General features: G+C 66.8%; 11 protein-coding genes and 2 pseudogenes. 5 read left to right on the top strand and 8 right to left on the bottom strand.

The genetic code is table 11. The annotated features are described in order from the left end of the window. Together EJK91_RS22785 and EJK91_RS20320 are read right to left on the bottom strand one after the other, a co-directional pair. Window positions 1–159 (bottom strand): annotated as a pseudogene (locus EJK91_RS22785) (IS110 family transposase); the annotation flags it as partial. 82 nt (window positions 160–241) lie between these two features. Next, entirely contained in the window at window positions 242–982 is a 741-nt protein-coding gene (locus tag EJK91_RS20320) for an SDR family NAD(P)-dependent oxidoreductase (RefSeq protein WP_046301843.1), read from the bottom strand. A 60-nt stretch (window positions 983–1,042) separates the two neighbouring features. Between EJK91_RS20320 and EJK91_RS20315 the strand changes: the two genes are divergently transcribed. The 3 genes from EJK91_RS20315 to EJK91_RS20305 all read left to right on the top strand — a co-directional run bounded on the left by EJK91_RS20315 (window position 1,043) and on the right by EJK91_RS20305 (window position 3,546). Further along, on the top strand, window positions 1,043–1,882 hold the full coding sequence (locus EJK91_RS20315) for an SDR family oxidoreductase (RefSeq protein ID WP_125079813.1): 840 nt from the start codon (window positions 1,043–1,045) through the stop codon (window positions 1,880–1,882). Between the two features lie 114 nt (window positions 1,883–1,996). Then, window positions 1,997–2,431, top strand: a complete 435-nt coding sequence (locus EJK91_RS20310) for an SRPBCC family protein (protein WP_024441778.1) — start codon at window positions 1,997–1,999, stop codon at window positions 2,429–2,431. Between the two features lie 200 nt (window positions 2,432–2,631). Further along, the gene (locus tag EJK91_RS20305; RefSeq protein WP_125079812.1) at window positions 2,632–3,546 is read left to right on the top strand and encodes an acyl-ACP desaturase; all 915 of its coding nucleotides are present in this window, start codon (window positions 2,632–2,634) and stop codon (window positions 3,544–3,546) included. A gap of 14 nt (window positions 3,547–3,560) precedes the next feature. Here the strand turns inward: EJK91_RS20305 and EJK91_RS20300 are convergent, their stop codons facing one another. The 5 genes from EJK91_RS20300 to ku form a co-directional block, all read right to left on the bottom strand. Beyond that, window positions 3,561–4,493, bottom strand: a complete 933-nt coding sequence (locus EJK91_RS20300; RefSeq protein ID WP_046302136.1) for a class I SAM-dependent methyltransferase — start codon at window positions 4,491–4,493, stop codon at window positions 3,561–3,563. A gap of 113 nt (window positions 4,494–4,606) precedes the next feature. Then, window positions 4,607–5,830: an Nramp family divalent metal transporter gene (locus EJK91_RS20295; RefSeq protein ID WP_065039131.1), complete on the bottom strand. Its 1,224-nt coding sequence runs from the start codon at window positions 5,828–5,830 to the stop codon at window positions 4,607–4,609. 87 nt (window positions 5,831–5,917) lie between these two features. Next, window positions 5,918–6,994, bottom strand: coding sequence for an NAD(P)H-dependent amine dehydrogenase family protein (locus tag EJK91_RS20290; RefSeq protein WP_125079811.1), 1,077 nt, complete (start codon window positions 6,992–6,994; stop codon window positions 5,918–5,920). Between the two features lie 67 nt (window positions 6,995–7,061). Continuing rightward, entirely contained in the window at window positions 7,062–7,853 is a 792-nt protein-coding gene (locus EJK91_RS20285; RefSeq protein WP_024441773.1) for an SDR family oxidoreductase, read from the bottom strand. A gap of 101 nt (window positions 7,854–7,954) precedes the next feature. Next, window positions 7,955–8,836, bottom strand: a complete 882-nt coding sequence (gene ku, locus EJK91_RS20280) for a non-homologous end joining protein Ku (protein ID WP_125079810.1) — start codon at window positions 8,834–8,836, stop codon at window positions 7,955–7,957. 62 nt (window positions 8,837–8,898) lie between these two features. Here ku and EJK91_RS20275 point away from each other — a divergent pair, with 62 nt between their 5' ends. Together EJK91_RS20275 and EJK91_RS20270 are read left to right on the top strand one after the other, a co-directional pair. Then, window positions 8,899–11,181, top strand: coding sequence for an ATP-dependent DNA ligase (locus EJK91_RS20275; protein ID WP_125079809.1), 2,283 nt, complete (start codon window positions 8,899–8,901; stop codon window positions 11,179–11,181). A 3-nt stretch (window positions 11,182–11,184) separates the two neighbouring features. Then, window positions 11,185–12,132: pseudogene (locus EJK91_RS20270) on the top strand (fumarylacetoacetate hydrolase family protein); the annotation flags it as partial. 8 nt (window positions 12,133–12,140) lie between these two features. Here EJK91_RS20270 and EJK91_RS20265 read toward each other — a convergent pair. After that, window positions 12,141–14,096, bottom strand: a 1,956-nt coding sequence (locus tag EJK91_RS20265; protein ID WP_125079808.1) for a cellulase family glycosylhydrolase, incomplete at its 5' end; no start/stop codon positions are given.

The following is a 14,096-nucleotide window of genomic DNA, read 5'->3' as shown; positions in this document are numbered from 1 at the left end:
CAATGACCGCAACCAGTCCAGGATCTCCCCGTAATCAGGGGTCAGCCGACGCTCGAATACCTCACCGGTATCCCCGTCCAATGCACACCCGATCACCGAACGTGCGTGCACATCCAAACCAACACTCGTACGCTGAACCTTCACTGGGGCCTCCCACATCTTGTGGCTCTACCGGCCAGGACCTGATTCCTGTCGGCAACCCACGGTCACATGTGAGTGAGGCCCCAGCCCCCCATACCGTCTAACCGGCTGTTTTCCCGTTGTCGGTCAGGTAGACCGCGCCGTGCACCGCTGCGGCGGCGTCACTGGCCAAAAAGGCGATCACCTCCGCGACGTCGCCCGGGGCGCTCATCCCGCGCGGCGAGGCCACCCGCATGATCAGGTTGACGTCGGCGCCCTCGGGAAGCTGGAAATTGGTCACCTGCGGGGTCAGCATGCCGCCGGGGCACACCGCGTTGACTCGTAGCTTCTCCGCGGTGAACTCCACGGCCAATGCCCGGGTGAGCCCGACGAGTCCGTGCTTGGCCGCGCAGTAGCCCGCCGAGTACGCCTGCCCCTCCACCCCGGCGATCGAGGCGACGTTGACGATATTGCCGGCGGTCTCCAGCAGGTGCGGCAGCGCCGCGCGGCACAGGAAGAACGGCCCGTTGAGGTTGACCGCCAGATCGTGGGCCCACTCGTCGTCGGTGACGGACAGCGTGTGGCGCATCTGATGGGCGCCGGCGACGTTGACCAGAACATCGAGCCGGCCGAACTGGGCGACGCATTGCTCGACCGCCGCCGCGCACGCCGTCGCGGTGCTGATGTCGGTGGGGGCGTACTGCCCGCCGGGAACGTCGGCGAACACCGTGGCCAGTCGCTCGGCGTCGCGCGCCAACCCGAACACCGTCGCACCGCGCCGGGCGAACAGTTGCGCGGTCGCCGCGCCCAGGCCCGACGACGCGCCGGTCACCAGCGCCACTTTGCCTGACAGATCGGTCATTTCGACTCTCCGCATCACCCAGTCGACCGGCACTGTTGCGCAGCCGTCTACCGTCCAGTTATGGCTTCAGTATCAGTGATAACCGGGGGCGCGGGCGGTATGGGGCTGGCGACGGCCAAGATCCTGGGCCGAGACCACACCCTGGTGCTGTGCGATGTCCGGCCCGAGCGGCTCGACGCGGCGCAGTCCGCCCTTGAGCAGCTCGGCATCGCCGCGACCGCCGTCAACTGCGATGTCACCGACCGTGGTGCGGTGACCCGGCTGTTCGACACCGCTGCCGGTCTCGGGACGCTGGCGTCGGTGATCCACACTGCGGGGGTCAGCCCGAGCATGGGCGACGCCGAATTCGTCATGCGGATCAACGCGTTCGGCACCGTCGTGGTCAACGAGGTGTTCTACGACGTCGCGCCCGAGGGCGCGGTGATCGTCAACGTCGCCTCGATGGCCGCGCAACTGCTGCCGGACAAGGCATACCCCACAGCGAAGTTCCCGCTGGCGTACAGCGACGGCGACGCCTTCGTGGCCGCGATGACGGCGTATTGCAACAACGCACCCGAGCAGATGCGTTCAGGCTTCTCCTACACCGTCAGTAAGGCCTTCGTGAAGTGGTACTGCGCTTCGCAGGCCGAGCGGTTCGGCGGTCGCGGGCTGCGCATCGTCTCGGTGTCGCCGGGCAACATCGACACCGAGATGGGCCGGCGCGAAGAGAAGGCCGGAGTGGGCATGATGATGCCCGACGCGCTGATCCCGCGATGGGGTACGGCCGAGGAGATGGCCGAGCTGTTCGCCTTCTGCGCCGGAGACAAGTGCGCCTATCTCACCGGCGCCGACATCCTCGCCGACGGGGGAGTGGTCGCCTCCATGCGGGAACGCGCCCGGGTGGCGGCGCAACCGCGCTGAGATTGCGCGCAGGGCTGTAGGCGTGTGCACGATCACGACCCTGGCCGCAGTTTCACCGAGGTTCCGCGCACCGCCGAACTTGGGTAGCGTGCCGTTGAGGGGAAGGGAGCGCCGATGCACTACACCCGCACCGATCCCATCGCGGCCCAGCCCAGCGACGTCTGGGCCGTCCTGATCGATGTCGAGCATTGGCCGGACTGGACGGCGTCGATGCGTGAGATCACCCGGCTGGACTCCGGTCCGCTGCGAGTCGGCAGCACCGCCCGAGTCCGCCAACCCGCCGGCCGGCCGATGGTCTGGACCGTCACCGACCTGGTCCCCGAGCGGTCCTTCACCTGGACCGCGTCGGCGGCCGGTATCCGCTTCACCGGCTTTCATGAGCTGACGCCGACCGGGTCAGGGGTGCGGGCCGTGCTGACCTTCGCTGTGACCGGTCCGATGTCCTGGCTGGCCGGCCTGCTCGCCGGTGGCCGGATTCGTCGCTACGTCGACATGGAGGCAGACGGGCTCAAGCGGCAGTCGGAAGAGCAAGCGGATCGCCGCCACTAGCACGCTCATAGACCCCGCCCAGTTAGCTGGGCCGCTGATTTGGCCGGTCGATTCGGGATGCGGAATGCGCCGAAGCAGCTAAGTTAACGGTTGACACGTGGCGGGGTGGGTGCTTACCGTGGACCAAACCTACGGGACCGTAGGTTGGCTGGGGGGCCAAGCGACAGCCCACCTGTCGATCAGGGAGGGGACTACAAACGATGGTAAATGTCCAGACGGCGTTGCTTCATGAGCTGGAGCCGATTGTCGAGCAGAACCTCAATCGGCACCTCAAGGCCGCCAAGCCGTGGCTGCCGCACGACTACGTGCCGTGGAGCAAGGGGCGCGACTTCGCGTTCCTCGGGGGCGAGGACTGGGTTCCCGAGGACTCACCGCTGGACCCGGTCGCCAAGGCCGCACTGCTGGTCAACTTGCTGACCGAGGACAATCTGCCGTCCTACCATCGCGAGATCGCCACCACCTTCAGCCGCGACGGCGCCTGGGGCACCTGGGTCGGCCAGTGGACCGCCGAGGAAGGCCGTCACAGCATCGCGCTGCGCGACTACCTCATCGTGACCCGCGGTATCGACCCGGTGAACCTGGAGAACATGCGGATGCAGCACACCGTCGCGGGCTATGACGCCGGCAAGTCAGCGCTGCAGGTGCTGGCGTACGTTTCGTTCCAGGAACTCGCCACCCGAGTGTCGCACCGCAACACCGGCAAGGCCTCCGGATGCCCCCTCGCCGACCAGTTGCTGGCCCGGGTCGCTCTCGACGAGAACCTGCACATGGTGTTCTACCGCAACCTGATGCAGGCGGCCCTGGACATCGCCCCGGACGAGGCGATGTGCGCGATCCGCGACGAGGTGCTCGGCTTCGCGATGCCCGGGATGAACATGCCCGGTTTCCAGGAGAACGCGATCCTGATCGCCAAGGCCGGCATCTACGACCTGCGCATCCACCACGACGACGTCATCCAGCCGGTGCTGCGCTTCTGGAAGATCCACGAGCGCAAAGACTTCGGCGCTGCCGGCGACGAGGCCCGCGAGCAGGTCATCGGCTTCATGAAGATGGTCGACGAGCGGGCCAAATACTACGAAGAGAAGGCCAAGGCGCGCGAGACCGTCTCCGCCTGATCCGGCTCGGCCTGCTAGCCCCGCTTGATCGAGGTGTAGTAGGTCGTGTCGGCCATCGACACCGAGTCGGCGCCCCGGGCGGGTGTCGGACGGTCGTGCTGCGTCAACAGCTCGGTCATGGACTGGCCGGTCGAGGTCCAGTTCATGGAGTCCAGGTAGTCGGCCACGTCGTTGCGCTCACCGTCGTATCCGAGCTCGGAGAACTCCAGGTCGAAGCCGTGCGCCCGCCATTTCTCGGTGGCGCTTCGCATCATTTCCCTGGCCTGCTCATGCTGGGCCGCCGAAATGTTGGGGATGGCCTCGGTGGCCAGTCGGCTGCCGTCGGCGCTCAGTGCGGTGATGTTGTCCAGCAACCGGTCCTGTGCCTCCGGCGGGAGATAGCCGAGCAGTCCCTCAGCGATCCACGCGGTGGGCTGGGTGCGGTCGAACCCCGCGTCGATCAAGGCGGCAGGCCAGTCATCGCGCAGATCGACGGCCACGCCGCGGCGATCGGCGGTCGGCTCGGCGCCCAGCTCGGCCAGCGTCGCGGTCTTGAATGCCAGCACCGCGGGCTGGTCGATCTCGAAGATGGTCATGCGGGCGGGCCATGTCAGTCGGTAGGCCCGCGCATCCAGGCCCGATGCCAAGATCACGGCCTGGCGGATGCCGGCCTGGGTGGCGTCGGCGAAGAACGCGTCGAAGAAGCGGGTGCGGACGGCCATCGCATCGGGCATCTGGCCGAGCTTCCAGCCGGACTCGTGGTCGTCGAGATCGGTGCCCGCCAGCTCGCCGGTTGCCCACTTGGTCAAGAAGTCGACGCCGACGGCGCGGACCAGCGGCTCGGCGAAGCGGTCGTCGATCAGGGGATTGTCGGCCTTGGTGGCGATCGCGCGGGCGGCGGCGACCATGGTCGCGGTCGCTCCCACGCTGGTGGCGAGGTCCCAGGTGTCGTTGTCGGTGCGTGCCATGAGCGCTCCTTGAAGTGATGGCCGGGGCGAGTTGCTCAGCCCAGCGATTAGTTAGTCCACTTAATAAACGCGGCGAACCGGCCGATGGTTCCCGTCCGCGGCCGATCCGTCGGTCAGCGCAACGTCAGATAGATCAGCGCCATATTGAGTGACCCGATCACCACGGTGATCACCCAGCCGAGGGCCGCAGTCAGCGGCCTGTTGGCATCGGCACCCATCAGTGCCCGGTCGCCGGTCACCCGGATCAGCGGTACCAGCGCGAACGGGATGCCGAAGGACAACACCACCTGCGAGATCACCAGTGCCCGCGTGGGCTCGATTCCCCAAGCCAGGATGGCCAGCGCCGGGCCCAGCGTGATCAGCCGGCGCCAGAGCAGCGGAACCGAAACCCGCAACAGGCCCTGCATGATCATCGCGCCGGCATAGGCTCCCACCGACGTCGACGCCAATCCCGAGGCCAAGAGGCCGATAGCGAACAGCAGTGCGACCGTGGGGCCCAGGGTGTGGCCGACCGCGGCGTGCGCTCCTTCGATGGAATCGGCGTGGTCCACGCCGCGCAGACTATTGGCAGCCACCACCAGCATGGCCAGGTTCAACGTCCCGGCTACCAGCATCGCAAGGCCGACATCCCAGCGGGTCACCCGCAGCAGTCGCCGTCGTGCCGGACCAGGCTCGGGCCGGCCATGCCGGTCCCGGGCCAGCCCGGAGTGCAGGTACACCGCATGCGGCATGACGGTTGCGCCGAGGATCGCGGTGGCCAGCAGCACGCTTTCGGTGCCGTCGAAGCGGGGCAGCAGGCCGGCGACGACGTCGGCCGGTGGCGGCGGGGCGACTACCAGGCTGGCCAGGAATCCGATGGCGATGATGAGCAGCAGTCCGCTGGTCACCTGCTCGAAGATCCGCGGACCGCGCCGGTCGCCCACCGCCAGCAGGGCCATCGACACGGCGCCGGTGATCAGGCCGCCGAGCAGCAGCGGCAACCCGAAAATCAGGTTCAGCGCAATCGCTCCGCCCACCACCTCGGCGAGATCGGTGGCCATCGCGACCAATTCCGCCTGTAGCCAGTAAGCGATTCGGGCCGGTTTGCGGCTGTGGGCGCCGATCACCTCCGGCAGTGAGCGCCCGGTCACCAAACCGAGCTTGGCTGACAGGTACTGCACCAACCCGGCCATGACGTTGGCCGTGACGATGACCCAGACCAGCAGGAAGCCGAATTTGGCTCCCGCGCTGACGTTGGCGGCGACGTTACCCGGGTCGACGTAGGCGATGGCGGCGACGAAAGCCGGGCCGAGCAACGCCCAGCCCGGCTTCAGCCCCGCCGTGGCGTCCTGGGCCACCGGCACCCTTTCGATCCGGATTTATGAACAGGAAAGTCAGGGTAGCCGGAATTTCACCGTCGGGCCGTGGCCACGACGTCGCGGTGGTCAGCCGGCGTGGTACAGGCCACGCCCGGTGATCAACGGCAGGTCCAGCGTGGTCCGAATGCCCGGCTCGGCCGCAACCACCGCGGGAATCGCGTTGACCACCCGCATCGCGGTGGCCACCAGGCCGGCGTGGTTGTGGTCGCCATTGGGGCTGGACAGGCACAGGTCCAGCGCATACGACGGCTCACCGGTGACCTCGACGCGGTAGGACCCACCCGGTTGGGCCGGCTGCGGCCACTCCGGACACAGGTCCTCGCGCAGCCGGGTGACGTGCTCAAGAACCACCGCGGCCTTGCCGTCCACCATGCCGCGTACCTCGAACCGCAACGCGGCGGCCGTGCCCTTGGCGATGTCACCGGAAGAGATCGAGAAGTCCTCGGGCGCGGGCACCCGGATGTGGGACTGCTCGACCGAGTCGAGTTCCAGCCCCAGGCCCGCGGCCAGCTGACGCACCACCGAACCCCACGCCAGGCTCAGTACGCCCGGCTGCAGCAGCATCGGGGTCTCGTCCATCGACTTACCGAAGCCCATCACGTCGAACATGACGGCGGCGCTGTCGTAGGTGGCGTAGTCGACGATCTCCATGCAGCGGATCTGCTGAATGCTCTGGCACGTGCCGGCCAGCGCGAGCGGCAGCAGGTCGTTGGCAAAGCCCGGGTCGATGCCATTGATGAACAAGCTGGCGTTGCCGGCCTTGGCGGCGTCCTCGATCGGGGTCAGCATCTCGGCGGGGATGACGTTCCACGGATATTGCAGGAACACCGCGCTGCTGCCGACCACATTGATACCGGCTGCCAGGATGCGCTTGAAGTCCTCCAGCGCCTCGACGAGCCGATTGTCGGCCAGCGCGGTGTAGACCACGCAGTCGGGCTTGGTGTCGAGCACCTGCTGCAGGTCAGTCGTCGCGGTCACGCCGGTCGGCGTGTCTACTCCGGCCAGCTCTGCGGCGTCCTTGCCGGCCTTGGCGTCCGAGGACACCCACACCCCGGTCAGTTCGAACTCGCGGTTGGTGATCAGCGCTTTCAATGCGTGGACACCGACGTTGCCGGTGCCGATCTGGGCAACACGCAGTGTCATCGTTCGCCACTCCTCCTCATCGCTTCGCTCTGCATCGTCGTTGCGTTAGTCATAGGTCAGCAGTTCCTCACAGGTCCGGGACGGGCAGGTCAAGGTTCGGGAAGGTGATGCCGCCATCGACTTCGAGCACCTTGCCGGTCAGGTAGGCGCCGGCCGGGGAGGCCAGATACAGGGCGGCCGCCGCGATCTCCTCGGGGTCGCCAAGTCGACGCAGCGGCGTGGCCTTCTCCATCGGGGTGCGCAGCTCGTCGTTGGAAGCCACCACGTTCAGCGCCGACGTCATGATCGATCCCGGGGCAATACCGTTGACCCGGATCTTGGGGCACAGGTCGAGCGCGGCCAGCCGGGTGTAGTGGGCCAAGGCGGCCTTGGCCGTGCCGTAGGCGGCGAAGCCCCGCCCGGGCACCCGCCCCATGGTGGAGGTGATGTTGATGAACGAGCCGCCACCGGAGTGCTCCAGCATCAGTGGCACCGCGGCGATGGTCAGTGCGTGCGCCGTCGCCACGTTGAACGTGAACGCGTCCTTGAGGTCCTTGGTCGACGTGGTCAGCAAGGTGTTGGGCATCGTTCCGCCGACGTTGTTGACCACGATGTCGAGCCTGCCGAACGCCTCGACCGCTTCGGCGGCCAGCTTCGCCGTCTGCTCGGGATGGGCGAGATCGGCGACGACGACGTGGGCACGACGACCCGCCGCTCTGACCTGTTCAGCGACGGCCTCTAGTTCAGATTCGGTACGTGAGGCGATCACCACGTCGGCACCGGCCTCGGCGAACGCGACGGCAATGGCGGCGCCCAGGCCCCGCCCAGCTCCGGTAACTACAGCGGTTTGATTATCGATTCGGAATTTGTCGAGGATCACTTCGCCACGCTAACAAGGATCGACCACCAGCTGAACCCCTTTTTTGAAACACGTTCTAATTCAGTGTTTGGGGCACGTGTGACGGCGTTGGCCGCGCCAGATCACGACGTGCGGGAGGCGCTCTTCTTCGCCGGTGCCTTCTTGGCCGGTGCCTTCTTAGCGGGTGACTTCTTGGCGGGTGACTTCGTGGACCCCGATCGCTTCTTCACGCTGGCCTCCAGCTTGGCCAGTAGGTCGGAGACGTCCTCGGTGGCGTCCAGTTCGGCGGGACGCTGCTCGGGGGTGAACGCCTCGTCGCCTTCGAGTTTGGCCGCGATCAGCTCGTGCAACTGCTCCTGATAGGTGTCGTGGTAACGGTCCGGGTCGAAATCGTCGGCCATCGATTCCACTACTTGACCGGCCATCTTGAGTTCGGCCGGCTTGATCTCGACCTTGGTGTCCAGCGCGGGGAAGTCGGGGTCGCGGATCTCGTCCGGCCACAGCAGGGTATGCACCACCATCACGTCGCGCTTGGAGAAATCCTTGACCCGTAGCGCGGCCAGCCGGGTCTTGTTGCGCAGTGTGAAGTGCACGATCGCCACCCGGTCGGTGTCTGCCAGCGTCTTGGCCAGCAGCACATAGGATTTGATCGACTTCGACGCGGGCTCCAGAAAGTAGCTGCGGTCATACAGCATCGGGTCCAGATCAGCGGACGGAACGAACTCCAGAACGGCGATCTCATGGTCGCGCTCCTCGGGCAGGTTCGCGATGTCGTCGTCGGTGATGACCACCATCCTGCCGTCGTCGGACTCGTAGGCCCGCGCGATGTCGCCGTACTCCACGACTTCGCCGCACTCCTCGCACACTCGCCGGTAGCGGATTCGCCCGTGATCCTTGGCGTGCACCTGCCGGAACTTGATGTCGTGGTCTTCGGTGGCGCTGTAGACCTTCACCGGCACGTTGACCAGACCGAATGCGATCGAACCCTTCCAGATGGAACGCATGAGGCCAGTATGCCCACGCGAGAGTGCCGATAACCTGCTTTGGCGCGACGTAGGTTGGTCGCATGGTCGCTGAGTCCATCCAGACCCGGGTGAAGCTGACCAACGCCGACAAGGTGCTTTATCCCGCCACGGGCACCACCAAGGCCGAGGTCTACGACTACTACACCCGCATCGCCGAAGTGATGCTGCCGCACATCGCGGGACGCCCGGCGACGCGCAAGCGCTGGCCCAACGGTGTCGAGCAGGGGTCGTTCTTCGAAAAGCAACTGGCTTCCTCGGCGCCGGGCTGGTTGGCCCGCGCCGACATCCAACATCGCTCCGGGGTCACCACCTATCCGATCATCGAGGACCTCGACGGCCTGGCCTGGATCGCCCAGCAGGCCGCGCTGGAAGTTCATGTACCGCAGTGGCGTTTCGAGGCCGAGTGGACCCACGGCGGGAAGGTGCTCAAGCCCGGACTGGCGACGCGGCTGGTGTTCGATCTCGATCCGGGCGAGGGTGTGTCGATGAGTCAGCTCGCCGAGGTGGCGCGGGCCATCCGCGACCTGATCTGCGATCTGGGCCTGGAGACCTTTCCGCTCACCAGCGGTAGTAAGGGACTGCACATCTATGCGGCACTGGAGCGTCCGGTGAGCAGCTCCGGCGCCGTCGCGGTGGCCAAACGCGTTGCGCAACAGCTTGAAACCGCGATGCCCGAGCTGGTGACCGCGACCATGGCCAAGAAGCTGCGGACCGGCAAGGTCTTTCTCGACTGGAGTCAGAACAACGCGGCCAAGACCACCATCGCACCGTATTCGCTGCGCGGCCGTGACCATCCGACGGTCGCCGCTCCACGCACCTGGGCCGAGCTGGACGACCCGGACCTGCGGCAGTTGCGCTTCGATGAAGTGCTGGACCGCGTCGCCCGTGACGGCGACCTGTTGGCCGGCCTTGATGGCCCCCTGAAAGGCCAAGATCGCCTTGCCGTGTACCGGGCCAAACGTGACGCCGTCCGGACGCCCGAACCCGTTCCGGCCGCGGCACCGGCGCCGGGCGAGGGAAACAGTTTTGTCATCCAGGAGCATCACGCCCGCCGGCTGCACTACGACTTCCGGCTTGAGCGCGACGGGGTGTTGGTGAGCTGGGCGGTGCCCAAGAACCTTCCGGAGACGACGTCGGTCAACCATCTCGCGGTGCGCACCGAAGACCATCCGCTGGAGTACGGCAACTTCGAAGGCACCATCCCCAAGGGGGAGTACGGCGCCGGCACCGTGAGCATCTGGGATTCGGGTACGTATGTGACCGAGAAGTTCGAAGACGGGCCCGACAAAGGGGAGGTGATCGTCGTGCTCGCCGGCAGCCGGATCTCCGGGCGATACGCACTGATCCGCACCGGGGGAGATCAGTGGCTGGCACACCGCATGAAAGATCAGCAGGCGTTTTCCTTCACCGAACTGACGCCGATGCTGGCCACCCATGGCTCGGTGGCCCGGCTGGCTCCGAGCCAGTGGGCCTTCGAAGGCAAATGGGACGGCTACCGGCTGCTGGTGGAGGCCGACCACGGTCGGCTGCGGCTGCGTGCCCGCAGCGGCCGCGACGTCACCGCCGAATATCCGCAGCTGCCGTTTCCCGCCGCCGACCTGGCCGAACATCACCTGGTGTTGGACGGCGAGCTGGTTGCGCTCGACGACGCCGACGTCCCCAGCTTCGCCGCGATGCAGAACAATGCCCGCGCGGCCCGGTTACAGTTCTGGGCGTTCGACCTGCTCTATCTCGACGGCCGGCCGCTGCTGCGGGCGGCCTACCGGGACCGTCGGCGTCTGCTGGAAACCCTCGCGCACGGAACTGATCTGGTGGTCCAGGACCTGCTGTATCCCGACGGGGCCAAGGCGCTGGAACAGTCGCTCAGTCTCGGCTGGGAGGGCGTGGTCGCCAAGAAGTGGGACTCGACCTACCAGCCGGGGCGCAGATCGTCGGCGTGGGTCAAGTCCAAGCACTGGCTGACTCAGGAGATTGTGATCGGCGGCTGGCGGGCTGGTGAGGGAGCGCGTGGCGGGGGGATCGGGTCACTGCTGATGGGTGTTCCCGACGCCGGCCGTCTGCGTTTCGTCGGCCGGGTCGGCACGGGTTTCACCGAGCGCCAGCTGGGCGCCCTGAAGAAGATGCTGGTGCCGCGGGATGCCGGTGAATCACCCTTCGACGCAGCACTTTCCGCTTCGGATGCCAAAGGTGTCACCTTCGTGGAGCCGACGGTGGTGGGCGAGGTGCGCTACAGCGAACGCACCTCCGACGGCCGGCTGCGCCAGCCCAGCTGGCGCGGTCTGCGGCCCGACAAGACGCCGGATGAGGTGGTGAGTGAGGATTGACCGATGCGTTGGGTGACCTATCGAGGCGAAGACGGTGAGCGCACGGGGGTGCTGGACGGCGAGGTGATCCATGCGATGCCGACCGCTGTGACGCTGCTGGAGCTGATCCGGCTCGGCCCGGATGGTCTGCGGGATGCCGGCGAGCGGGTGCTGAAGACGCCCTCGGCGACGGTGCGGGCCGATCAGGTGACGCTGATGGCGCCGATCCCGCGCCCGCCGTCGATCCGCGACAGCCTGTGCTTTTTGGACCACATGCGCAACTGCCTGGCCGCGACCGGTCGGAGCCGCGACCTCGATGACACCTGGTACCGCATTCCGGCGTTCTATTTCGCGTGCCCAGCAACGGTTCTGGGGCCCTACGACGATGCGCCCATGGCGCCTGGCAGCGTCTGCCAGGACTTCGAGCTGGAGGTCGCCGCGATCATCGGCACTTCCGGCGCGAACCTGTCAGTGGATCAAGCCGAGCGAGCCATTATCGGCTACACGATCTTCAACGACTGGTCGGCGCGAGACCTGCAGGCTCAGGAGGGCGTGCTGGCGATCGGGCAGGCCAAGGGCAAGGACAGCGGGGTCACCCTGGGGCCCTACCTGGTCACCCCCGACGAGCTGGAGCCCTACCGCCGCAACGGCAGGCTCAGCCTGCACACCACCGCGATCGTCAACGACGTGATCGTGGGCCTCGGGTCGACCGGGGCCATGGACTGGAGCTTCGGCGAGATCATCAGTTACGCCTCGCGCGGCGTGCCATTGCAACCGGGCGACGTCTTCGGATCCGGCACCGTTCCGACCTGCACCCTGCTTGAGCATCTCGATCCGGCGCTGCCGCAACCCTTTCCGGGTTGGCTGAGTGACGGCGACGTGGTGACCCTGCAGGTACAGGGCCTCGGGGAGGTGCGCCAGACGGTGCGCGCCAGCGCTCCGCCGATACCGCTGGCGGAGCGCCCGCGGCCCCAGATCAGCTAGATCCGGATCACCTTGACGCTGATGGTGGAGGCGTCGCCGTCGGATCCGATGGTCAGCAGTGGGGCATTGGGTGCCGAGGTGACGGTCCCGCCGGTGACCTCCACCATATAGCCGTTGGGGAAGTGGTTGGCGGGCACGGCGATGGTGGTTTCCGCACCTGCGCCGAACATGCCTGAGCCGTCGGCGCGGTCGGTGGTGTAGCTGAAGTTGAACTCGCCATTGTTGAAGGAGATGCCGGTCGGGGTGCCCGAGATCGCCTGCGGATAGGGCTGAGCCAGGAGGTCGAGCTTGCCCCAGTTGACGTTGTCGCCGGTCGGCGGCAGGTTCGTGTCGTAGATCAGCGCCTGGTCTTCCGGCGACGCGCTGGTGATGTCCTTGCCGGTGTAGGCCCACGCCGCCCAACCGACCAGATTCTGGTTGGCGGCCACCAGGCTGGCATCGATGGTCCCAAGGTTGTTGGTGGCACCGAACTCGCTCAGCCAACCCGGGACGTTGTTCTGCTCCATGTAGTCGTTGGCGTAGCCGAAGACGATGTCGGCGTTCCAGTCGCAACCGAAGCTGGAGCCAGGAATCAGGGAGGTCGTGACGCAGTAGTGGTGGAAGGAGAACACCGAGTTCTCGTCTTCGACTGCGCCCATGTGGGTGGGCACCGGCAGGCTGCCGAACAGCGTGTTGGGCTCGTAGAACACTGTCTTGTTCGGGTCGACCGAGCGGATGGCCGCAGTTATCTGGTCGTAGAACGGGGTCAGCTGCTGGGCGTCGAAGTACGGGTTGCCCAAGATGCTGCCCAGGGCCTGTGAGCCCGCCCACGGCTCGTTCATGATCTCGTAGCCGGCGACGTTCTCGTTGCCCTTGAAGTAGTTGGCGACGGCCTGCCACATGATGCCGTAGTGGTTCTGCAACCCGATGCCGTCCGGCGTCTTCTCGTTGGCCCAGAACGCGTCCCAGGCGTAGTTCTGTGCCGGGCTCACCGGGTAGGTGCCCGGGAAGCCCACGCCGATATGAGGCAGGCCGCCGGTGATGTTGGCCCAGTCGGGGGCGCCCTCGCCGCCGAACGCCTCGCTGTAGAGGTCTTGGTGCATGTCGAGGACGACCATGATGTTGTGATTGCCCAGGATTTCGACGGTGTTTTCGATGGAGGCCAGGTAGTCGTAGTCGATGACACCGGGTTCGGGTTGGACGCCGGCCCAGATGACGCCCAGGCGTACGACGTTGAAGCCGTTGGCGGCCAGGAAGGCAGCGTCGTCTTCGCCGAAACCGTCGGCGGAGGGCTCATACGGCGGGATCTTGTAGACCTGGTTGAGTCCGCGTAGCAGCACGACCTGGCCGTTGCTGTTGGTGAGCCAGCCGTTGGAGACCTCGACCGGTGGGGCGACGGTGCCGGTGATGCCGCCGGGCAGGGAGCCGAATTGGCCAACGGCGCCGTGGGTTCCATCGAGCAGGCCGGCGGTGCCGCCGACCCCGCCCAGCGCGGGCAACCCAGCCAGGGTGGCGCCGTCACCGGCGTTGCCGCCGTCTCCGCCGTTGCCGAACAGCCAGCCGGCGGCGCCGCCGTCACCGCCGACGGCTCCGGCTCCGCCGTCGCCGCCTGCGCCGCCGTTGCCGAGGATTCCCAGGGCGGCGCCGCCGTGGCCGCCGGCGACTCCGTCGGTGGTGCTGTTCCAGCCGGCGCCACCGTTGCCGAACAGCCAGCCGCCGGCTCCGCCGTTGGGGTTGGCTTCGGTGCCGTCGGCGCCGTTGCCGATCACGGTGGAGCCGAAGATCTGGTTGATGACGCTGTTGACCTGGCTGCCGAATTCGCTGTCGATCCATTTTTCGGCCAGGCTGTACAGCCCGGCGTAGGGGTCGAAGGCCAAGGAGAGTGCCGGGCCGGGCTCAGCCAGCGCGGCGAAGGCGGCGTCCCAGTGCTCGGCAGAGAAGAAGGTGTCCCACGCGGTGTTGTCGGTGACGGC

Origin of the sequence: Mycobacterium sp. P7213 (assembly GCF_900604305.1) — a bacterium.
Lineage (GTDB): Bacteria > Actinomycetota > Actinomycetes > Mycobacteriales > Mycobacteriaceae > Mycobacterium.
The sequence above is the reverse complement of the archived record's forward strand: the minus strand, read 5'-3'. Positions and strand labels throughout refer to the sequence as shown.